At 64.2% G+C, this 20,740-nt stretch carries 18 protein-coding genes; 9 read left to right on the top strand and 9 right to left on the bottom strand.

Annotation, left to right across the window (positions count from 1 at the left end; all coding sequences use genetic code 11):
• The first annotated feature begins 145 nt into the window (after window positions 1-145).
• The 9 genes from EN853_RS25540 to EN853_RS25580 all read left to right on the top strand — a co-directional run bounded on the left by EN853_RS25540 (window position 146) and on the right by EN853_RS25580 (window position 10,491).
• Window positions 146-1,534, top strand: a complete 1,389-nt coding sequence (locus EN853_RS25540; protein WP_127859261.1) for an aldehyde dehydrogenase family protein — start codon at window positions 146-148, stop codon at window positions 1,532-1,534.
• 18 nt (window positions 1,535-1,552) lie between these two features.
• Window positions 1,553-2,725 (top strand): iron-containing alcohol dehydrogenase, encoded by a 1,173-nt coding sequence (locus EN853_RS25545; protein WP_127859260.1) that lies wholly within the window; start codon window positions 1,553-1,555, stop codon window positions 2,723-2,725.
• Between the two features lie 245 nt (window positions 2,726-2,970).
• The gene (locus tag EN853_RS25550; protein WP_127859259.1) at window positions 2,971-4,077 is read left to right on the top strand and encodes an ABC transporter substrate-binding protein; all 1,107 of its coding nucleotides are present in this window, start codon (window positions 2,971-2,973) and stop codon (window positions 4,075-4,077) included.
• A gap of 63 nt (window positions 4,078-4,140) precedes the next feature.
• Window positions 4,141-5,055, top strand: a complete 915-nt coding sequence (locus tag EN853_RS25555) for an ABC transporter permease subunit (RefSeq protein WP_127859258.1) — start codon at window positions 4,141-4,143, stop codon at window positions 5,053-5,055.
• Window positions 5,052-5,843 carry an ABC transporter permease gene (locus EN853_RS25560; RefSeq protein ID WP_127859257.1) on the top strand — a complete coding sequence of 264 codons (792 nt, stop codon included), beginning with the start codon at window positions 5,052-5,054 and terminating at the stop codon, window positions 5,841-5,843. The genes EN853_RS25555 and EN853_RS25560 overlap by 4 nt, the downstream gene beginning before the upstream one ends.
• A gap of 12 nt (window positions 5,844-5,855) precedes the next feature.
• On the top strand, window positions 5,856-6,920 hold the full coding sequence (locus EN853_RS25565; protein WP_127859256.1) for an ABC transporter ATP-binding protein: 1,065 nt from the start codon (window positions 5,856-5,858) through the stop codon (window positions 6,918-6,920).
• A gap of 134 nt (window positions 6,921-7,054) precedes the next feature.
• Window positions 7,055-8,608 (top strand): sodium:proton antiporter, encoded by a 1,554-nt coding sequence (locus EN853_RS25570; protein ID WP_127859255.1) that lies wholly within the window; start codon window positions 7,055-7,057, stop codon window positions 8,606-8,608.
• A gap of 112 nt (window positions 8,609-8,720) precedes the next feature.
• Window positions 8,721-9,638 carry an endonuclease/exonuclease/phosphatase family protein gene (locus tag EN853_RS25575; RefSeq protein WP_127859254.1) on the top strand — a complete coding sequence of 306 codons (918 nt, stop codon included), beginning with the start codon at window positions 8,721-8,723 and terminating at the stop codon, window positions 9,636-9,638.
• A 7-nt stretch (window positions 9,639-9,645) separates the two neighbouring features.
• Complete coding sequence (locus EN853_RS25580; RefSeq protein WP_127859253.1) at window positions 9,646-10,491, top strand: EamA family transporter; 846 nt, start codon at window positions 9,646-9,648, stop codon at window positions 10,489-10,491.
• A 12-nt stretch (window positions 10,492-10,503) separates the two neighbouring features.
• On the opposite strand, the gene EN853_RS25585 is transcribed toward EN853_RS25580, so the two are convergent.
• The 9 genes from EN853_RS25585 to EN853_RS25625 all read right to left on the bottom strand — a co-directional run bounded on the left by EN853_RS25585 (window position 10,504) and on the right by EN853_RS25625 (window position 20,738).
• Complete coding sequence (locus tag EN853_RS25585; protein ID WP_127859252.1) at window positions 10,504-10,818, bottom strand: Dabb family protein; 315 nt, start codon at window positions 10,816-10,818, stop codon at window positions 10,504-10,506.
• A gap of 10 nt (window positions 10,819-10,828) precedes the next feature.
• Complete coding sequence (locus tag EN853_RS25590; protein WP_127859251.1) at window positions 10,829-12,457, bottom strand: GMC family oxidoreductase N-terminal domain-containing protein; 1,629 nt, start codon at window positions 12,455-12,457, stop codon at window positions 10,829-10,831.
• A gap of 12 nt (window positions 12,458-12,469) precedes the next feature.
• Window positions 12,470-13,231, bottom strand: coding sequence for a 3-ketoacyl-ACP reductase (locus tag EN853_RS25595; protein ID WP_127859250.1), 762 nt, complete (start codon window positions 13,229-13,231; stop codon window positions 12,470-12,472).
• Window positions 13,228-14,742, bottom strand: a complete 1,515-nt coding sequence (locus tag EN853_RS25600) for a GMC family oxidoreductase (protein WP_127859249.1) — start codon at window positions 14,740-14,742, stop codon at window positions 13,228-13,230. The genes EN853_RS25595 and EN853_RS25600 overlap by 4 nt, the downstream gene beginning before the upstream one ends.
• A 5-nt stretch (window positions 14,743-14,747) precedes the next feature.
• Window positions 14,748-15,863: an ABC transporter ATP-binding protein gene (locus EN853_RS25605; RefSeq protein WP_127859248.1), complete on the bottom strand. Its 1,116-nt coding sequence runs from the start codon at window positions 15,861-15,863 to the stop codon at window positions 14,748-14,750.
• Between the two features lie 23 nt (window positions 15,864-15,886).
• Window positions 15,887-16,831, bottom strand: a complete 945-nt coding sequence (locus EN853_RS25610; RefSeq protein ID WP_127859247.1) for a carbohydrate ABC transporter permease — start codon at window positions 16,829-16,831, stop codon at window positions 15,887-15,889.
• Window positions 16,828-17,787 carry a sugar ABC transporter permease gene (locus EN853_RS25615; RefSeq protein WP_127859246.1) on the bottom strand — a complete coding sequence of 320 codons (960 nt, stop codon included), beginning with the start codon at window positions 17,785-17,787 and terminating at the stop codon, window positions 16,828-16,830. Before EN853_RS25615 ends, EN853_RS25610 begins: the two co-directional genes overlap by 4 nt.
• A gap of 127 nt (window positions 17,788-17,914) precedes the next feature.
• Complete coding sequence (locus tag EN853_RS25620) at window positions 17,915-19,168, bottom strand: ABC transporter substrate-binding protein (protein ID WP_127859245.1); 1,254 nt, start codon at window positions 19,166-19,168, stop codon at window positions 17,915-17,917.
• A gap of 58 nt (window positions 19,169-19,226) precedes the next feature.
• Window positions 19,227-20,738, bottom strand: coding sequence for an aldehyde dehydrogenase family protein (locus EN853_RS25625; RefSeq protein ID WP_127859244.1), 1,512 nt, complete (start codon window positions 20,736-20,738; stop codon window positions 19,227-19,229).
• Window positions 20,739-20,740 lie beyond the last annotated feature (2 nt).

Genomic DNA, 20,740 nt, shown 5'->3' on the forward strand with positions numbered 1-20,740 from the left:
GGCGCCGCCCTTTGCCCTCTCCGGGAATGGGGACGGGGGCCGGACTCTCTTCCTTCTCCCCGCCACAGGCGGGAGAAGGTGTGGGCGGGCGAGGGGTAGCGCCAGGCCATATCATTTTCGATTGTTGTAAAACTGCGAGGAAGAAATGACCGAAACGGTCAAACTCAAATCACCCATCGACGGCTCGATCTATGCCGAGCGGCCGGTCGCGACAGACCAGACGATCAACGCGGCGGTGGAGCGCGCTAAGGCGGCGCAGGAAAAATGGGCCGAGACGCCGATCGTCGAGCGCGGCAAGTACATGCTTTCGATGCTGGAAGCGCTGGTCGGCGTGAGCGACGAGATCGTGCCGGAGATTGCCTGGCAGATGGGCCGTCCGGTGCGTTATGGCGGCGAGTTCGGTGGCGTCAAGGAACGCACCAATTACATGGTCGAGATCGCCGAACAGGCGCTGAAGCCGGTCATGGCCTCCAATCCGAAGGAGGGCTTTCGCCGTTATGTGAAGAAAGTGCCGCTTGGCGTCGTCCTGGTGATCGCGCCCTGGAACTATCCTTATCTCACCGCGGTCAACACCATCGTGCCGGCGCTGATGGCCGGCAGCGCCGTCATCCTCAAGCATGCGGCGCAGACGCTGCTTGTCGGCGAGCGTTTTCAGCAGGCCTTCGACAAGGCGGGCCTGCCCAAGGGTCTGTTCCAGAACCTGGTCATGAACCATGGCCAGACGGAAAGACTGCTCGGCTCCGGCAAGATCGACCATGTCAACTTCACCGGCTCGGTCGCCGGCGGCCGCGCCATTGAGAAGGCGGCTGCAGGCACCTTCATGACGCTCGGCCTCGAGCTCGGCGGCAAGGACCCTGCCTATGTGCTGCCCGACGCCAAGATGGACCATGCGGTGGCCAATCTGGTCGACGGCGCCTTCTACAATTCCGGCCAGTGCTGCTGCGGCATCGAGCGCGTCTATGTGCACGAGAGGGTCTATGACGAGTTCGTGGAAGGCTTTGTCGCCGAGACCAAGAACTATGTCGTCGGCAATCCGCTGGAGCAGGCCACCACCATGGGGCCGATGGCGCAGGCGCGCTTCGCCGACCTGATCCGCGAGCAGAAGGCCGAGGCGCTGCGCAAGGGCGCCACCGCGCATATCAACATGAAGGTCGAGAACGATCGGCCGGGCTCGCCCTATCTCGCGCCCGAAGTGCTGACCGGCGTCGACCACCAGATGAGCGTCATGCGCGAGGAGAGCTTCGGGCCAATCGTAGGCATCATGAAGGTGCGCGACGACGAGGAGGCGATCGCGCTGATGAACGACAGCCCTTATGGGCTGACCGCCTCGATCTGGACGCGCGACACCGAGCGCGCGATGGCGATTGGCGACCGCGTCGAGACCGGCACCGTGTTCATGAACCGCTGCGACTATCTCGACCCCGCGCTGGTCTGGACCGGCGTCAAGGACACCGGCAAGGGCGCCGCACTCTCCGCCATCGGCTACGACAATCTGACCCGGCCGAAATCCTATCACTTGCGTGAAGCCATCTGATTTTTCGAAAGACAGAAAATGTCCAAACTCATCTCCAAATGGAACTACCCCACCACCGTCCGCTTCGGCGCCAGCCGCATCAAGGAACTGCCGGACGTGCTGGCGGCCACCGGCATCAAGCGGCCACTCTTCGTGACCGATCCGGGCCTCGCAAAACTGCCGGTCGTCGCTTCGACACTAAGAGTCCTCGACGCGGCCAAGGTGCCCTATGGCGTGTTCTCCGAGGTGAAGCCGAACCCGGTCGAGTCCAACCTCACCGCCGGCATCGCGGTGTTCAAGAAGGGCAAGCATGACGGCGTCATTGCCTTCGGTGGCGGCTCGGCGCTCGACCTCGGCAAGCTGATCGCCTTCCAGGCCGGACAGACTCGGCCCGTATGGGATTTCGAGGACATCGGCGATTGGTGGACCAGAGCCAATTCGGACGCGATCGCGCCGATCATCGCGGTTCCGACCACGGCCGGCACCGGGTCGGAAGTGGGGCGCGCCGGCGTCATCACCAACGAGGCGACCCACACCAAGAAGGTCATCTTCCATCCGAAGCTCCTGCCGGCGATCGTGATTGCCGATCCGGAGCTGTCGGTCGGCATGCCGCCCTTCATCACCGCCGGCACCGGCATGGACGCGCTCGCCCATTGCCTCGAAGCCTATTGCGCGCCGGGCTATCACCCGATGGCCGACGGCATCGCGGTGGAAGGCATCCGGCTGGTGTTCGAGAACCTGCCCAAGGCCTTCGCCAACGGCAAGGATCTGGTCGCCCGTGCCCACATGATGAGCGCCGCCGCTATGGGCGCCGCAGCCTTCCAGAAGGGGCTCGGGGCCATCCACTCGCTGTCGCATCCGATCGGCGCGCTCTACGACACCCATCACGGCATGACCAATGCGGTGTTCATGCCCTATGTGCTCGCCTTCAACCGCGAGGCGATCGAGGACCGCATCGCGCGGCTCGCCGCCTATTGCGGCATCAGGGGCGGCTTCGACGGTTTCGCCAAGGCTGTCATCAAGCTGCGCAAGGAACTCAAGGTGCCGCACGCGCTGCCTGGCCTGATCAAAGGCCTCGACATGGACAAGAAGCGCAAGGGCCTGATCGCCGACATGGCGGTGGTCGATCCGACCGCCGGCGGCAACCCGGTCAAGCTCACCAAGAAGGCGGCGCTGACGCTGCTCGAAAACGCCATTGCAGGTTCAGTGTGAGGCGATTTTCGCGGGCGGAAAGTTGATCTGGAAACGAGGGGAAAGGAAAGGGAAAAGGGCGAAAGGGCAAGGAGGAGAATAATTAGCCGGAAAAAGGATCGCGGAGCGATTGCTACAGCCGGTTAAAGAGAGTTTACTTTTTCGTGCTGCGGGGTGCCGGTTTCACAAAGCTTTCATCTGGCTGTCACACGAAAACGATACCGCATCGCAGGCGTCCAATGGCGTCAGTTCAACGGAGAGAACACATGTTCAAATTCACGGGGAAAGTGCTTTCCCTTTCGGCCGCGGCGCTCTTCGCGTCGACGGTGATTTCGTCCGCCGCTTCGCTGGATGATCTCGCCAAGGCCGCGAAGGCGGAGGGCGAACTCACGGTCATCGCGCTGCCGCACGACTGGTGCGGCTATGGCGCCGTCATCGACGGCTTCAAGGCCAAGTATCCCGACATCAAAATCAACGAACTCAACCCTGACGCCGGCTCGGGCGACGAGGTCGAGGCGATCAAGGCCAACAAGGACAACAAAGGCCCGCAGGCGCCCGACGTCATCGACGTCGGCCTGTCCTTTGGCCCGTCCGCCAAGAAGGACGGCCTGATCCAGGCTTACAAGGTGTCGACCTGGGACTCGATCCCGGACAGCGCCAAGGATGCCGAAGGATATTGGACCGGCGACTATTACGGTGTGCTGTCCTTCCTGGTGAACAAGGATCTCGTGAAGGAAGCGCCGGCTGACTGGGCCGACCTTTTGAAGTCGGACTATGCCAACACCGTCGCGCTCGCGGGTGATCCACGCGCCTCGAACCAGGCCATCCAGGCGGTCTACGCCGCCGGCCTTTCCGGCGGCGCTGCCGCTGGCGAAGCCGCCGGCACCGCCGGCCTCGACTTCTTCAAGAAGCTCAACGCCGCCGGCAACTTCGTGCCGGTCATCGGCAAGCCGGCGACGCTCGCTCAGGGCCAGACCCCGATCCTGGTTACCTGGGACTACAATGCGCTTGCAGGCCGCGACACGCTGAAGGGCAATCCGCCGGTCGACGTCGTGGTGCCGAAGACGGGCGTCGTCGCCGGTGTCTACGTGCAGGCGATCAGCGCCTTCGCGCCGCATCCGAATGCCGCCAAGCTCTGGCTCGAGTACCTCTACTCCGACGAGGGCCAGATCGCCTGGCTGAAGGGCTATTGCCACCCGATCCGCTTCAACGATCTCTCCAAGAACGGCAAGCTGCCGGCCGACGTGATGGCCAAGCTGCCGCCGGCTGAAGCCTACGCATCGGCCGTCTTCCCAACGCTCGACGAGCAGGGCAAGGCGAAGGAAGCGATCACCAAGAACTGGGACGCCGTCGTCGGCGCCAACGTGAAGTAAGCTTGAAAATCGTCCGGGCGGCCACTTGGTCGCCCGGACCCTCACCGAAGACGGTACCGGTGCATGACCGATCTCTCTCTTTCAAACAAGGCCATTGCAGGCAAGACCGCGCCGCCCAGCGAGGCCCGGGCCTTGCGACTGCCGACGCAATGGCTCGGCGTTGCGCCTTTCTTCATTTTCGCTGTCATGTTCCTGATCCTGCCCACGCTCTACCTGATGCTGGGCGCGTTCCAGAACGAGGCGGGCGAGTTCACGCTGGAAAACATCGCCGCTCTGTCAGAGCCAAACATCGTTGCCGCCTATTGGATTTCGATCAAGGTCAGCCTGGCTTCGGCGCTGATCGGAGCTTTTGCCGGCTTGGCAATAGCCATCGCCATCGTGCGCGGCGGCTTGCCGGACTGGATACGCTCGGCGACGCTCACCTTTTCCGGCGTCGCTTCCAATTTCGCCGGTGTTCCGCTGGCCTTCGCCTTTCTCGCTACCCTTGGACGGCTGGGCCTTGCGACCGTGCTGCTGAACGCGCTTTTCGGTCTCAACATCTATGCGCACGGCTTCAACATCCTGTCGTTCTGGGGCCTGACGCTGACCTACGTCTATTTTCAGATTCCACTGATGGTGGTGATCATCGTGCCGGCGATAGACGGGCTGAAGAAGGAATGGGGCGAGGCCGCCGCGACACTCGGCGCCACCACGGCGCAATACTGGCGCATGGTGGTCATCCCGGTGATCTGGCCGAGCTTCCTCGGCACCGTGATCCTGCTTTTCGCCAACGCCTTTGGGGCGATTGCCACCGCCTATGCCTTGACGGGCTCGTCGCTCAACATCGTGCCGATCCTGCTCTATGCGCAGATCCGCGGCGACGTGCTGCACAACGCCCATCTCGGCTATGCGATCGCCTTCGGAATGATCGTCATCACCGGCCTGGCCAATGTCTTCTACATCTGGTTCCGGACCCGCTCCGAGAGGTGGCTCAAATGAAGTCCGGCAGATTCTGGGCCTGGGTCGTCTTCATTCTCGGTGCAGCCTATTTCTTCATCCCGCTGATTGCGACCGTCGAATTCTCCATGCGCATGCGTCGCGGGGCCTATTCCTTTGACGCCTACCAGATCGTGCTGGGCGACGCCCGCTTCCAGGCGACCTTCATGTATTCGGTGGTCGCTGCCATCTTCACCATCATCCTCGGTGTGCTGGTCGTGGTGCCCGCTGCCTATTGGATACGGCTTCGGTTGCCGCAGATCAGGCCAGTCGTCGAGTTCATCACGCTGTTGCCGCTGGTTATCCCAGCCATCGTCATCGTCTTCGGCTATATCAGGATGTATGGCTCGAATTCACCGCTGCCGTTCCTGGCAAACGATACGGCCACCAACGCACTCCTGGTCATCGGCTATGCGACGCTGTCGCTGCCCTATATGTACAGGGCGGTCGATACCGGCCTTCGCACCATAGACGTGAGAACGCTGACGGAGGCTGCGCAGATCCTCGGGGCGGGCTGGTCGACGATCATTACCCGGGTGATCCTGCCAAACGTGCTGATCGCCGTGCTCTCCGGCGCCTTCCTGACCTTCGCCATCGTCATCGGCGAATTCACCATGGCGAGCCTGCTCAACCGACCGGCCTTTGGCCCCTATCTGCAGAATATCGGCGCCAACCGCGCCTATGAGCCGGCGGCGCTTGCCATCATCGCCTTCGCCATTACTTGGGGCTGCATGTCGCTGATCCAAATCCTGTCCCGTTTTGCGCCGAAATCGGCGAACCGACCGAACTGAAAGCAAAAAGCCATGGCCGAGCCGTTCCTCTCCATCCAACACGTGCAAAAATCCTTCGGTGCCGCGACAGTGGTGCAGGATTTCAATCTCGACGTGGAACCCGGCGAGTTCGTCTCCTTCCTCGGGCCATCGGGTTGCGGCAAGACGACGGTGCTGCGCATGGTCGCCGGCTTCGAGGAGCCTTCGGCCGGGAAGATCGTGGTGGCGGGCAAGGACATCACTCGGCTGAAGCCCAACCAGCGCAATGTCGGCATGGTGTTCCAGGCCTATGCGCTGTTTCCGAATCTGACGGTGGCGCAGAACATCGCCTTCGGTCTCAAGGTGGCGGGCATGCCGAAGGCGGACGCCGACAGGCGGGTCGCAGAGATGCTCGATATCATCAAGCTGCCGCAGATGGGCGACCGCTACCCCTACCAGCTCTCCGGCGGCCAGCAGCAGCGCATCGCGCTGGCGCGCGCGATAGCGCCGAAGCCGAAGCTGCTGTTACTCGACGAGCCGCTGTCGGCGCTGGACGCCAAGGTGCGCGTGTCGCTGCGCGAGGAAATCCGCTCGATCCAGAAGAAGCTCGGCATCACCACCATCTTCGTCACGCATGACCAGGAAGAGGCGCTGTCGATCTCCGACCGCATCGCTGTGATGTATGGCGGCAAGGCCGAGCAGGTCGGCACGCCGTTCGAGATCTACAACCGGCCGGCGACCAAGTTCGTCGCCAATTTCGTCGGCACGCTCAACGTGCTGGAAGGCACGGTCACCGACGCCGGTGCCGGCAAGGTGCGTGTGAACAGCCAGGAGGTCGCGCTCAAAGGCAAGCTCAACGGCTCGAAGTCCGGCGACACGCTGTCACTGGCGCTCAGGCCCGAGGCAATCTCGCTCGGACGGCAGCCCGGTCATGACACCAGCCTGTCGGGCGAGATCGCGGAAGTGCATTTCCTCGGCTCTGTCATCCGCGTGCGCGTCGGCATCGGCGGCAACACGGTTTCGCTCGATACCTTCAACAATTCCGCGACCCCGCCGCCCGCCGTCGGCGAGAAGGCAGATATTTCCTTCTCGTCGGGCGATATGCTGGTGCTGCACTGACGGCCCCTGGCCGTCGCACCTTCGATAAGGTCAAGGCGGACGCCGCTGTCCGGCAAACCAAGCCTGTTGGATAATCAACAGCATCCTGGCTCGGGGGTACTGCCAACCTTCGTGCTTCGCCGCTACGATGAGCCATGGCGCTTTTCGAGCTCACCCTGATCCTTCTTCTCACCGCCGTCGCACTGACGGCGGTGTCACGGTGGCTGGAGGTCCCGTATCCGTCGTTGCTCGCGCTTGCGGGGGCAGGGATCGCGTTCGTCCCCGGCGCTCCGACCATCGAGATCGATCCGGAACTGGCGCTGGCGCTGTTCATTGCGCCGGTGCTTCTCGATGCCGCCTATGACACCTCGCTGCGCGACCTAAAGCGCTACAGGCTGTCGCTCGTGCTCTTGGCGCTCGGCGCCGTCGTCTTCACCACCGTGGTCGTTGCCTTCGTCGGCTGGAAGATGGCTGGGCTGCCGATTGCCGCTGCCATAGCGCTCGGCGCCATCGTCGCCCCGCCGGATGCGGTCGCGGCAAGCGCCGTGCTCGGTCAGTTCAAGGTGCCGCACCGCCTCACCGCCATCCTGCAGGGCGAGAGCCTGCTCAACGACGCCACGGCGCTGCTGATCTACCGGATATCGGTTTCGGCCGCGATCGGCTCGGTCATGTTGAGCGACGCCGTGCCGGTCATCCTGCTGTCCACGGTCGGCAGTGTTGCCGCCGGCTATCTGTTCGGCCGCATCTCGCTGCTGACGCTCACCCGCATCGAGGACGCGGCAAGCAATACGGTGGTGCAGTTTGCCGGAACCTTCGCCGTCTGGATCATCGCCGACAAGATCGGCCTTTCGGCCATCATCACCATCGTCGTCTATGCCATTACCATCGCGCGCAAGGGCCCACGCCGCATGTCGGCGAGACGCCGCGTCAGCACCTACTCGGTGTGGGAGTCGGCGGTGTTCGTGCTCAACGTGCTGGCTTTCGTGCTGATGGGCCTGCAGGCGCGGTCGATCGTCGGCCGGCTCTCCGGCGACGGGCAAGGCGACGCATTCCTCTTCGCCGCAACGGTGCTGGCCGTGGTCATCGCGGCGCGCCTGGTGTGGGTACTGGCTTATGTCGCGGTCATGCGATGGTTTGCCCGCTTCGATACCGAGGACCAAAGGCGCGAAGGGCCAACATTTCGCGGCGCCTTGCTCGTCGGCTGGTGCGGCATGCGCGGGCTGGTGACGCTGGTGGTGGCCATTGCCTTGCCGGCCAACTTCCCCGGCCGCGACCCGATCGTGCTTGCCGCCTTCGCGGTCGTGCTTGGAACGCTGGTGCTGCAGGGCATGAGCCTGAAGCCTCTGCTGCGCCGGCTCAACTTCGAGCGGGATACGTCGATAGATCGCGAGGTGGCGCAGGCGCGTGTCGCCATCATGCAAGCCGCCCTCGATGTGTTGAGCCGCAAGACGTCGGCCGCGGCGGCAGTCGTGCGCGAGCAGTACGAGGCGCAGCGCCTGGTCGCGGAAAACCCGGAGGACGCGCAGGCGGCGACCGAATACGACCGGCTGCGCCTCTATGCCATCAATCGCCAGCGCGACACGCTCGAGGAGCTGCGCCGCAACGGCACGATCGGCGACGAGGCCTATCACCGGCTGGAAGAAGAGATCGACTGGGCGGAATTGGCGGCGTCGCCGGCCGGACGGTTCCAGCCGCTCACCACTTATTAGAGATGTGCCGGCCCGGCGGTCATCGGCTGGACCATTCCGCGTGCCGCCACGGTCCATTGCAACGCTATCGGTGAGGCGCTACTGCGGTCACCGGAATTGAGCCGGTTAACCAATGAAGCTGGTCAGCTACAACATCCAGTACGGGTTCGGCAGCGACGGCCGCTATGATCTGACGCGCGCTGCACGCCTCGTCGACGGCGCCGACATCATCGCCCTGCAGGAGGTCGAACGGCACTGGCAACGCAGCAACGGCGACGACCAGCCGGAAATCCTTTCGCGGCTGCTGCCGGACTATTATTGGGTCTACGGCCCGGCTTTCGACATGGACGCCAGCGAAAGGCGCGACGGCCGCGTCGTGAACCGGCGCCGGCAGTTCGGCACGATGCTGCTGTCGAAGCTGCCGATCGTCTGGTCGCGGCTGCACACGCTGCCGCTGCGTCGCACGCTCAGGCCGCTCAACACCCGCAATGCGGCGCTCGAGTGCATGATCCGCACGCCGGCGGGACCGGTGCGGGTGTTCTCGCTGCACCTTGCCCATATCGCGGCTGAGGAGCGGCTGGAGCAGATCGACTATCTGCTTGCCGAGCATCGCCGCGCGCCCTCCGACGGCGGCCCGTGGAGCGGCGCCGACGACGAGCCGCAGCGCAACTGGAGCAACGGCCAGCCGGAGCCGGAAAGCCCGTTGGCTGCGATCTGGCTCGGCGATTTCAACATGGAGCCGGACAGCGCCGAATACCGGCGCATCGTCGGCAACACGCCCTACCATCGCGCCGCCGCCTATATCGACGGCTTCGTCGATGCCGCAGCCGTCGCCAGGGAGCCTGGGCCGGATTTCCACACGCATGAAAAAATCATCGACGGCAGGCTGGCGAAACGCCGGCTCGACCATTGCTTCGTCGGGGGCATGCTGGCCGGGCGCGTGCGTTCGATAACAGCCGACATCGGCGAGATGGCTTCCGACCATTTCCCACTTAGGGTCGATATCGATCTGGAAACACCGGGCATCGCCTCGGGGATTGCGAGCGGGTGAGGCGGGCATGACGCTTTTCGTGGTCCTCGCGGTGCTGTCGGCGGCCGCCATGCATGCGATCTGGAACGCGCTGGTCAAGGTGCATCTCGACCGCTTCCTGTCGATCACGCTGATGACGCTCGGCACGGGATTTGCGGCGCTCTTCGCGCTTCCTTTCGTCGAGGTGCCGAAAGCGGAAGTGTGGCCCTTCATCCTCGCGTCGGTCTTCTTTCACATGGGCTACCGAACGTTCCTGATCGGCGCCTACAAGGCCGGCGATTTCGCGCAGACCTATCCGCTGGCGCGCGGCACGGCGCCGCTGCTCTCGGCGCTCGGCGGCATCGTTCTGCTCGGAGAGGTTCCGGCGCCGCTCGCCATCTTCGGCATCGTGCTGCTGTCGGCCGGCACGCTGGTAATGTCGTTCCGCGGCGGCGCGCATCTGGAAAGGCTCAATCTGCGGGCCGTCGGCTTCGCGCTCGGCACGTCGATCTTCATCGCCAGCTACACGCTCTCCGATGGCACCGGCGCGCGGCTTTCGACAACCGCGCAAAGCTATTCGGCCTGGGTGTTCGTCTGCGACGCGCTCTCAGCGCTGGTGCTGTGCGTCGCTTTCCGCGGGCCGCGGTCGCTCCCTATCCTGGCGCGCGACTGGAAGGCAGGGCTCTTCACCGGCGTGCTCAGCGGCGCCGCCTACTGGATCGTGATGTGGGCGATGACCAAGGCGCCGATCGCCTCGGTGGCGTCGCTGCGCGAGACCTCGATCCTGTTTGCCATGCTGATCTCGGTGCTGGCGTTGGGCGAAAAGATGACGGCCTGGCGCGCCGCTTCCGCGCTCGGTATCGTCGCCGGAGTCATCGCATTGCGTCTGGGGTAGATTCCCGGCCGGTCAGCCGAGAATCTCCAGATCGACCACCATCAGCCCGTCTGTGCCGCCTTCGAGCGCTGCGACCAGCCGGGCGCCGGCGCGCTGATGCGCCTCGTGCACGAGATAGGCGTCACGTGCGGCGGCGTCGCGGAAATCAATGATGAAGCCGTGGCCGAAGCCGCGCGCGAAAGGTTCCGGGCTGACATTGGCGCTGAAATAGACCTTGCCCATGCCATCGATGAGTGAGCGCAATGCTTCGAGATCGGCGTGGATCGCCGAGCGCTCGGAGATGGAGACATCGTCGCGAAACCGGACGAAGACGCAGTGCCGGATCATTGTTCGTTCCTCAGGCCGCCTGGTTGCCCTTGAACACGGCCGGCGGCAGCGGCTCGCGGCCGAGGATCAGGTCGGCGCCCTTTTCACCCACCATGATGGTCGGCGCGTTGGTGTTGGAGGAGGGGACGCGCGGCATCACGGAGGCATCGCAGACGCGCAGGCCCTCGATGCCGCGCAGCCTCAGATCCGGCGTCACCACCGCCATTGCGTCATGGCCCATGCGGCAGGTGCCGACCGGATGGTGGTCTGTCTTGGAGGTTCTGCAAGCGTAGTCGAAGAGGTCGTCGTCGCTTTGCAGGCCAGGACCGGGCAGCACCTCGCGCAGCACATAGGGCTGCAGCGCCTTCTGCCGCATGATCTCGCGCGCCAGGCGCAAGCCCTTGATCGACATGTCGCGGTCATAGGGGTCGGACCAGTAGTTCGGATCGATCAGCGGATGGTCGGCCGGATCGGCGCTCTTCAGCCGCACCGTGCCGCGCGAGCGTGGGCGCAGGAAGGCGGAGTTCAGCGTCACGCCCGGGTTCTTCAGCTTCTCGACGCCGGCCTCGATGCCCGAGCCGAGGCCGAGGTGGAACTGGATGTCGGGCGAGGCTGCCGTCGGGTCTGCGTACCAGAAGCCGCCTGTCTCGAACAGGCTGGAAGCCACCGGGCCCTTCTTCAAGAGCAGATACTGCAGGCCGGCCCACATCGTGCGGTGCAGCTTGGCGTAGTTGTCGTAGGTGTGGTCGCCGGTGCATTCGGCGATGACGAACAGGTCCAGATGGTCCTGCATATTGGAACCGACACCGGGAAGGTCGTGGACCGGTGTCACGCCGACAGACTTCAGGTGGTCGGCCGGGCCGATGCCCGACTGCAGCAGAAGCTTCGGCGAGCCGATGGCGCCGGAGGAGACGATCACCTCGCGGTTCGAGCGCAGGATCGACTTTTCGCCGCCCGGCCTGTCGACGATCTCGACGCCGACGGCGCGGCCTTTCTCGACGACGACGCGCGTAACCAGCACATCGGTCCTGACCGTCAGGTTCCTGCGGGCGCGGATCGGCTTCAGATAGGCGACGGACGCGGACGAGCGCCGCGCATCCTTCTGGGTGAGCTGGTAATAGCCGACGCCCTCTTGGGCAGCGCCGTTGAAATCCGGATTGAAGGGGATGCCCATCTCCTGGCCGGCGCGGAAATAGGCCTCGCAGATCGGCAGCGGCGAGATCGGATTGGAGACGCCGAGCGGGCCCTGGTCGCCGTGGAAATCGTTGGCGAAGCGCTGGTTGTTCTCGGCGCGCTTGAAATAGGGCAGCACGTCGCGATAGCCCCAGCCGGGGAGACCCTCTTCCTTCTCCCAGGCGTCATAGTCGCGGGCATTGCCGCGCGTATAGATCTGCGCGTTGATCGATGAGCCGCCGCCGACGACCTTGGCCTGCGTGTACCAGAAGACGCGATCCTTCATGTTCTGCTGCGGCACGGTCGACCAGCCCCAGGAAGCGATGCCCTTGGTCATCTTGGCGAAGCCCGCCGGCATGTGGATCAGCGGATGCCAATCCTTGCCGCCAGCTTCCAGCAACAGCACCGCGTTCGATGGATCTTCGCTCAGCCGGTTGGCGAGAACGCAGCCGGCCGGACCGGCGCCAACGATGATGTAGTCAGCCATGTTTCAACCCACTCACAAGCGAGGGACGGACAGCGCGCCGTCGACATCGATGACCGATCCGGTCGAGAAGCCGAATTTGCCGGAGGCCAGCGCCGCAACCACCGCGCCGATATCGACTGCCTCGCCCCAGCGTTTTGCCGGCACCAGGCCGCCATCGATCAGCGCGTCGTATTTGGCGGAAACGCTCGCGGTCATGTCGGTGCGGATGATGCCTGGCCGCACCTCGAACACGCCGATGTTTTCGGCAGCCAGGCGCAACGCCAGGTTCTTCACCCACATCGAAAGGCCGGCCTTGGAGACGCAGTAGTCGGCGCGTTCCGGCGAGGCCATCGTCGCGCTGACCGATGTGATGGTGATGATCGATCGAGCAGAAGCGGCAAGCGCCGAAAGCATGGCTTTTGCGACCGCCTGGCTGAGGAACACGGTGCCGCGCAGATTGATATTCAGCGCGCGATCGAAGTTCTCCGGTTTCAGCTCCAGAAGGTCACCACGTTCCACGGCGCCGACGCCGGCGTTGTTGACCAGACAATCGATGCGGCCGAAGGCGTTCATTGCTGCCTCGACGAGGGCCGCATGGCCGATGAGATCCGCGATATCGCAGCGGGCGTAGGCGAATTTCGCGGCGCGTGCCGCAATGTTCTTGGCAAGCCCAGTGGCGGGCTTCTCCGCGAGGTCGGCCACGAGGATGTCGAAACCGGCATCGGCCAGCGCCTCGGCGCAGGCAAGCCCGATGCCGCGCGCGCCGCCGGTGATGATGGCCGCCGGGCGGGTCATGTGGCGAGCTCCGTCTTGCGGATGTGGTCGGCGACACGCAGCGCCTGGGCCGCGATCGACAGCGCCGGGTTGACGGCGGCCGACGTCGGCAGGAAGCCGGCATCGACAACGAACAGGTTCTGGTGGTCATAGGCGCGGCAGTAAGGATCGAGCGGTGATGTTGCGGGATCGTTGCCCATCCTCACGGTGCCGCACTGGTGCGAGGGCGTGCGCTTGTCGAAGGGACGCGACAGCACGATCGGATAGCCGCAGGCGCGGAAGTTCTCGCGCATCACCTTGGTCAGGCCTTCCAGCGACTGCATGTTGGAGCGCCGCCACTGCATGACGATCTCCTTGCCGTCGACCATGATGCGGCTTTCGGGATCGGGCAGGTCCTCGCACATCAGATACCAGTCGACGGCGTGGCCGGCCATGAAGTCGAGCGCGAATTTCGGCGCCAGCTTCACATTGGCCTTGAGCATGTTGCCGTCGATCTTGCCGAGCAGCTGCACGTTGCCGAGCGGCTTGCCGCCCTTGCCGTCCGACAGATAGTAGTCGTTGAGCATCAGCGTCTTCTGGTAGATGGCATCATTGCGGCGGCGCGGGTCGATCGCGAGCATTGCGCTCGAATTGTGGTTCATGAAATTGCGGCCGACCTGGTCGGAGCTGTTGGCGAGGCCCTTGCCCCCCTTCTTGCCGTTGCTGGCGGAAGGCGAGCGCAGCAGGATGACGGCCGAGTTGACCGCGCCGGCCGAGAGGATGACCAGCTTCGGCGACAGCGTCTTCTGCACGCCGTTCCGCGTGTAATGGACGGCGGCGATCGACTTGCCGTCCGGCGAGGCCTCGAGCCAGTCGACATGGGCGCCGGTTTCGAGCTTGATGTTCTTGTCAGCGAGCGCGGCCGCCAGCGGCCCGGTCTGGGCATCGACCTTACCCTGGCCGGTATTCGGGAATGCGTCCCAGCCCGTCTCGCCGTCCTTCAGCCAGGCTTCGATGTCGACGCCGAGCGGCAGCGAGGCGGGATGCAGGCCGAGGCCCTTCAACTCGGCGCGGGCGCGCGCGATCGAAGGTTCGTCGGGCACCGGCTTGAACGCGTAAGGGATCGAGTGGTACGGCTCGGTAGGGTCTTCGCCGAGGCTGCCGCGCACGCGAAAAAGCTGCTCGGCCTTCGAGTACCAGGGCTCGAAGTCGTCATAGGAGAACGGCCAGGCCGGCGAGACGCCGCCGAAATGCTCGAGCTCGGAGAAATCCTCCTTGCGATAGCGGATCAGCACCGCGCCGAAGAATTTCGAGTTGCCGCCGACATAGTAGTAGTTGCCGGGATTGAACGCCGGGCCGCCGGCCTCGCGCCACATCTCCTTCGGCCGGTAATGCTCGTCGACGAAGATGGATCGCGTCGAGCGCGCATGCGGCGTTGCCGGCAAGGCCTCGCCGCGCTCCAGGATCAGGATCGAGGCGTCGCTGCCGGCCAAGCCGGAGGCGATCGTAGCGCCGCCGATGCCGGAGCCGATGATGACGATATCCGGGTTCATGGCCGTCAGAGAATGCGCTTCTCGGTCGCCGGGTCGAAAAACACTGCCTTGCTCAAATTGAAGGCCAGCGGCGTGCTGGTGCCGGGCTGGATCCTGGCATCGGCGCGCAGCCGCGCCACCACACCCTTGCCACCGAGATTGGTGACGGCGAAGGTGTCCGATCCCGCCGGCTCGACCACCTCGATGTGGCAGTCGGCTGTGGCGATCTCGGATCCGTTGCGCTCCGCGCCTTCCGGATCGGTCAGCGCCTCCGGGCGGACGCCGAAGATGACCTGCTTGTCCTTGAACGCCGCAAGGCCGGCCGGCGCGCCGGGCAGCGACAGCGTGATCGGCTGGCGCGCTTCGCGATCGAGAACGACGGACAGCCCGCTGCCATTGGCGCCGATCTTGGCCGGGATCAGGTTCATCGCGGGCGAGCCCATGAAGTCGGCGACGAAGACGTTGGTCGGGTTGTTGTAGACTTCGGCAGGCGTGCCGAACTGCTGCACCTCGCCATCGCGCATCACGGCGATCTTGGTCGCCAGCGTCATCGCCTCGATCTGGTCGTGGGTGACATAGACGATCGTCGTGCCCGTCGTGGCATGCAGGCGCTTGATCTCGATGCGCATGTCGACGCGCAATTTGGCGTCGAGGTTGGAAAGCGGCTCGTCGAACAGGAACAGTTTCGGGTCGCGCACCAGCGCGCGGCCCATGGCGACACGCTGGCGCTGGCCGCCGGAGAGCTGGCTGGGCTTGCGCTGCAGGAGGTGGCCGATCTGCAGGATCTTGGCCACCTTGTCGATGGCAGCCTGCCGCTCGGCCGCCGGCACGCCGCGCATCTCCATGCCAAAGGCGATGTTTCCGGCCACCGTCATGTTCGGGTAGAGCGCGTAGCTCTGGAAGACCATGGCGATGTCGCGCTTCGACGGATGCAGATCGTTGATCGCGCGGCCGTCGACGCGGATCTCGCCATCGGTGATGGTCTCCAGCCCGGCGATGGTGTTGAGCAGCGTGGACTTGCCGCAGCCGGACGGACCGACCAGCACGAGGAAGCCGCCCTTTTCGAGCTCGACGTTGATGCCCTTCAGGATCTCGACATTCCCGAAGCGCTTCTTCAGCCCATCAATTTCCAGAAAAGCCATGGTCGTTCCTTCAGAAAATAGGGTCAGCCCTTGACCGCGCCAGCCATCAGCCCGCGCACGAAATAGCGGCCGGCGACGACGTAGACGATCAGGGTGGGGAGCGCGGCAATCATCGCCGCGGCCATGTTGACGTTGTATTCGACGACGCCGGTCGAGGTGTTGACGACATTGTTCAGCGCGACCGTCATCGGCATCACGTCGCCGGTGCCGGCGTAGGCGGAAGCGAACAGGAAGTCGTTCCAGATGTTGGTGAACTGGTAGATGACGGTGACGACGAAGATCGGCATCGAATTCGGCAGCATGATGCGGCGGAAAATCTGGAAGAAGGATGCGCCGTCGACCTGCGCCGCCTTGATCAGCTCGGTCGGGAAGGCCTCGTAATAGTTGCGGAAGAACAGCGTGGTGAAGCCGAGGCCATAGACCACGTGGACGAAGACGAGGTTCACCGTCGAGTTGCCGAGGCCGAAGTTGAACCCGGTCGCGTTCTGCAGGGTGGCGCCGAAGCGGCCGATGCTGCCGAGGATTGTCGCCATCGGCAACAGCACCGACTGGAACGGGATGAAGCAGGCAAACAGCATCATCGCGAAGACCAGCGTGTGGCCGCGGAAGCGCCATTTGGTCAGCACGTAGCCGTTCAGCGCTCCGAGCAGCGTCGAGATCAGCACCGCCGGAACCACCATCTTGATGGAGTTCCAGAAGTAGCCCTTGATGCCGGCGCAGGTGAGGCCGACGCAGGTTTCGCCCCAGGCCTTGAACCATGGCGCGATGGTCGGCGACTGCGGCAGCGATAGCATGTTGCCGTTCTGGATCTCGTCCATGGTCTTGAACGAAGTGACCAGCATGACGAAGAGCGGCATCAGATAGAACAGCGCGAACAGCGCAAGCAGCCCGTAGATGACGATGCGGTTGATCGTCCTCGCGCTGATGCCGCTCGAGGCCTGGCGGGCAGGTGAGGTGATCGCGCTCATCGCGGCTTCTCCCTGAGCTCGGAATAGAGGTAAGGCACGATGATCGCGGTCAGCGTCATCAGCATGATCACCGCGCTGGCCGAGCCGACCGCCATCTCGTTGCGCTTGAAGGTGAACTCGTACATGAAGTTCGACGGCAGCCAGGCAGAGCCGCCCGGCCCGCCGCTGGTCAGCGCTACCACCAGGTCATAGGACTTGATGGCCAGGTGGGCGAGCACGATGAAGGCCGACAGGAACACCGGCCTCAACAGCGGAATGACGATGCGGCGATAGAGCTGGAAGGTGGTGGCGCCGTCGATCTGCGCCGCCTTCATGATCTCGCCGTCGATGCCGCGCAACCCGGCCAGGAACATCGCCATGATGAAGCCGGAAGCCTGCCAGACGCCGGCGATCACCACCGTGTAGATGACGAAATCCTTGTTCTTGATCCAGTCGAAATGGAAGCTCGTCCAGCCCCATTGATGCAGCGTCTGCTCGAGGCCGAGGCCGGGGTCGAGGAACCACTTCCAGGCGACGCCGGTGACGATGAAGGACAGTGCCATCGGATAAAGGTAGATCGGCCGCAACATGCCTTCGCCGCGGATCTTCTGGTCGAGCAGGATGGCCAGGAACAGGCCGAGCGCCAGGCAGATCAGGATATAGAGGAAGCCGAAAATTCCCATGTTGGTGATCGAGGTGTACCAGCTCGACGGCGGATCGCTCTCGAAGGTCCAGCGCCACAGCCGCTGATAGGCGCGGGCGCCGGTAATGTCGTAGGACGGGAAGGTCTTGGAGTTGGTGAACGACAGATAGATCGTCCACAGGATGAAGCCGTAGACGAAGACGATCGTCGCCGCGAAACTCGGCGCTAGAACGATCTTCGGCAGCAGATCCTGCAATCGCGAGCGGACGGACGCGCCAGGACGGGTGTCGTGCTCCGGTGTCAGCTTGGCGGTGGTTTCGGCAACTGTGCTCATCGGCTCATCCAGTACCGGTTAGCGGAATCGGCCGGCGCGCGGACACGCCAGGCAAATCCCGGATATCGTCTCTACAGGAGACCTCCCCCGCCGAAGCGGGGGAGACTCGAGTTTACGGCAAAACGCCTTACTTGGCGTCGTCGATTGCCTTGACCAGCTCGGTCACGGCTTCGTCCGAGGTCTTGATCTGACCGTGGACGAATTTCGAGATGACGTCCTTGTAGGCGTTGGCGACAGCCGGAGGCGCGCCATAGCCCTGGGCCAGCGAGCCGAACAGCGTGCCGCCTTCATTGGCTTTCTTCAGGTCGGCGATGCCCTTCTTACCGCAGGCGTCGAAGTCGGTGTCCGGCACGTCGGTGCGGGCCGGAACCGAGCCCTTGACGACGTTGAAGGCCGACTGGAAGCTCTTCGAAAGCGTGGCGGTGGCAAGTGCAACCTGGGCGGCCTTGCGATCGTCCGGAACGTTGAACATGCCGAACATGTCGGAGTTGTAGACCACGGTGCCGTCGGTGCCCGGGAAGCGATAGCACAGGAAGTCGGTGCCCGGGGTCTTGTTGGCGGCGTGGAATTCGCCCTTGGCCCAGTCGCCCATGACCTGAACCAGCGCATCGCCCTTGATGACCATGGCGGTGGCGAGATTCCAGTCGCGGCCCGAGAAGTTCGGGTCGACATAGGTGACGAGCTTGGCGAGGTTGTCGAACGACTTCTTCATCGTGTCGGACTTGAGCGACTCATCATCGAGGTCGTTCATCGCCTTCTTGTAGAACTCAGGTCCGCCGGTCGACAGCACGACGGAGTCGAACATGGTGGCTTCCTGCCAGTTCTGGCCGCCGAGGGCGAGCGGGATGACGCCAGCGGCCTTGGCCTTGTCGAGCAGGGCGATGAACTCGTCGAAGGTCTTCGGCTCGGTGCCGCCGATCTTGTCCATCACCGCCTTGTTGATCCACAGCCAGTTGACGGAGTGGACGTTGACCGGAGCCGCGACCCATTTGCCGTCATAGACGGAGAATTTTTGCAGGGCGGCCGGAACCGACTTGTCCCAGCCTTCCTTCTTGGCGGTTTCGGTCAGGTCGCCCATGACGCCGGCGGCGGCATAGTCGAGCACGGTGTAGCCGAGCATCTGCGAGGCGGTCGGATAGTTGCCGGCCGCGACCATCGCCTTCAGCGCGGTCATCGCGGCATCGCCGCCGCCGCCGGCCACCGGCACATCCTTCCAGGCATAGCCTTCCTTGGCCAGATCCTGCTTCAGCACGTTCAGAGCGGCCGCCTCGCCGCCCGACGTCCACCAATGCAGCATCTGCACTTCCTTGACGTCCGCGGCATGCGCTGAGAACGCAAAGCTCGTCGCAAGAGCCGTTCCGATAAGCAGTTTGCGCAACATGTACTACCTCCCTTGTTGCATTCACGTCACCGGCGGATGTCCGCCGGCGTCTCCCAACTCAGCCGACCCACCATCCGGTGCGCTGGCCGCGATGAAACTGGATAGTCTTTTCCTCGGTATAATCCTCAACGGCGCGTTTGCCGAGTTCGCGTCCGAGACCGGACTGCTTGTAGCCGCCGAAAGGCAGTTCGGGATAACCTTCCATGAACGTGTTCACCCAAACCGTCCCCGAACGCACACCACGCGCCACCGACATGCATGTGTCGATGCTGGCGCTCCACACACCCGCAGACAGACCATAGGGCGTGTCGTTGGCGATGTGCAATGCCTTTTCAATCGATTCAAAAGTGAGCACGGACAGCACCGGCCCGAACACTTCCTCGCGGGCAATGGCCATGTTCTCGGTGACGTTGCGGACGATGGTCGGATCGAGATACTGGCCGGCGTTGGAGGCCAACTGCCCGCCGCCGCTGTAGACGCTGCCGCCGTCGGTTTTCGCGGCAGTCACATAGCTGGCTACCTTTGCCATGTGATCGGCCGAGATCATGGCCCCGACCTTGGTGCGGTCGTCGAGCGGGTCGCCAACCCTGACCTTCTCGGCCAGCGCCTTGACCGTGCCGAGAAAGTCGTCGGCGATCGCCTCGTGCACGATCAGACGGCTGCCGGCGTTGCAGCATTCGCCGGCGTTAAAGAAGCCGCCGAACACCGCGGCATCGGCCGCCGCTTCGAGGTCGGCGTCGGGGAAGACGATCTGGCCGTTCTTGCCGCCGAGCTCCATCGAGACCTTCTTCAAGGAATTCGAGGCGGCGGCCATGGTCATCTTGCCGACGCGAGTCGAGCCGGTGAAGGACACCATCTCGACGAGCGGATGGCTGACCATCGGCGCGCCGACATCGGCGCCAAGACCGGCGAGGATGTTGACGACGCCGGCCGGCAATCCTGCCTCGAGCAGGATGTCGCCGAGCACGAAGGTCGAGGCCGAGGTCATCTCGCTCGGCTTGACCACCGCCGTGCAGCCGGCGGCGAGCGCGAAGGGCAGTTTCTGGCTGATGATCAGGAACGGAAAGTTCCACGGCGTGATGATCGAGACGACGCCGATCGGCTCGCGCAGCACTGCGCCAAGCATGGCATCGCCGAGATTGGCGTAGCTCTCGCCGCAGAGCGTGCGGGCAAGCGAGGCGGCATAGCGCCAGATGTCGACGGCGCCGCCGATCTCGCCGCGCGCCTGGGCGATGGGCTTGCCGGATTCCAGCGCGTCGAGCCGGGCGATCTCCTCCAGCCGGGTTTCGATCAGGTCGGCCGCCTTGAGCAGCACCGCGGCGCGCTCGGACGCCTTCATCCGCGGCCAGGGACCGGTCTCGAAGGCCTTGTGCGCGGCCTGCACCGCGGCTTCCACTTCAGCGGCGCCTGCCTGGGCGTAGCGCGAAACGGCAAAACCGTGACCGGGGCTGCTGCGCTCGATGGTGCGGCCGTCGCGGGCATCGACATGCTTGCCGTCGATCAGAAGCTTGTAGCTCTTCGGAGCCTGGGACGCCTCGACCGGCATGGCAATGTTGAGGGGTGCGTTCATCG

Origin of the sequence: Mesorhizobium sp. M1C.F.Ca.ET.210.01.1.1 (genome assembly GCF_004791585.1) — a bacterium.
GTDB lineage: Bacteria > Pseudomonadota > Alphaproteobacteria > Rhizobiales > Rhizobiaceae > Mesorhizobium.

Bases quoted from the DNA above. Each gene is read 5' to 3' on its own strand.
- EN853_RS25540 (WP_127859261.1), top strand. From the start codon at position 146: ATGACCGAAACGGTCAAACTCAAATCACCCATCGACGGCTCGATCTAT.
- EN853_RS25555 (WP_127859258.1), top strand. From the start codon at position 4,141: ATGACCGATCTCTCTCTTTCAAACAAGGCCATTGCAGGCAAGACCGCG.
- EN853_RS25615 (WP_127859246.1), bottom strand. From the start codon at position 17,787: ATGAGCACAGTTGCCGAAACCACCGCCAAGCTGACACCGGAGCACGAC.
- EN853_RS25605 (WP_127859248.1), bottom strand. From the start codon at position 15,863: ATGGCTTTTCTGGAAATTGATGGGCTGAAGAAGCGCTTCGGGAATGTC.
- EN853_RS25550 (WP_127859259.1), top strand. From the start codon at position 2,971: ATGTTCAAATTCACGGGGAAAGTGCTTTCCCTTTCGGCCGCGGCGCTC.
- EN853_RS25610 (WP_127859247.1), bottom strand. From the start codon at position 16,831: ATGAGCGCGATCACCTCACCTGCCCGCCAGGCCTCGAGCGGCATCAGC.
- EN853_RS25625 (WP_127859244.1), bottom strand. From the start codon at position 20,738: ATGAACGCACCCCTCAACATTGCCATGCCGGTCGAGGCGTCCCAGGCT.
- EN853_RS25595 (WP_127859250.1), bottom strand. From the start codon at position 13,231: ATGACCCGCCCGGCGGCCATCATCACCGGCGGCGCGCGCGGCATCGGG.
- EN853_RS25590 (WP_127859251.1), bottom strand. From the start codon at position 12,457: ATGGCTGACTACATCATCGTTGGCGCCGGTCCGGCCGGCTGCGTTCTC.
- EN853_RS25600 (WP_127859249.1), bottom strand. From the start codon at position 14,742: ATGAACCCGGATATCGTCATCATCGGCTCCGGCATCGGCGGCGCTACG.
- EN853_RS25580 (WP_127859253.1), top strand. From the start codon at position 9,646: ATGACGCTTTTCGTGGTCCTCGCGGTGCTGTCGGCGGCCGCCATGCAT.
- EN853_RS25560 (WP_127859257.1), top strand. From the start codon at position 5,052: ATGAAGTCCGGCAGATTCTGGGCCTGGGTCGTCTTCATTCTCGGTGCA.
- EN853_RS25565 (WP_127859256.1), top strand. From the start codon at position 5,856: ATGGCCGAGCCGTTCCTCTCCATCCAACACGTGCAAAAATCCTTCGGT.
- EN853_RS25570 (WP_127859255.1), top strand. From the start codon at position 7,055: ATGGCGCTTTTCGAGCTCACCCTGATCCTTCTTCTCACCGCCGTCGCA.
- EN853_RS25585 (WP_127859252.1), bottom strand. From the start codon at position 10,818: ATGATCCGGCACTGCGTCTTCGTCCGGTTTCGCGACGATGTCTCCATC.
- EN853_RS25620 (WP_127859245.1), bottom strand. From the start codon at position 19,168: ATGTTGCGCAAACTGCTTATCGGAACGGCTCTTGCGACGAGCTTTGCG.
- EN853_RS25545 (WP_127859260.1), top strand. From the start codon at position 1,553: ATGTCCAAACTCATCTCCAAATGGAACTACCCCACCACCGTCCGCTTC.
- EN853_RS25575 (WP_127859254.1), top strand. From the start codon at position 8,721: ATGAAGCTGGTCAGCTACAACATCCAGTACGGGTTCGGCAGCGACGGC.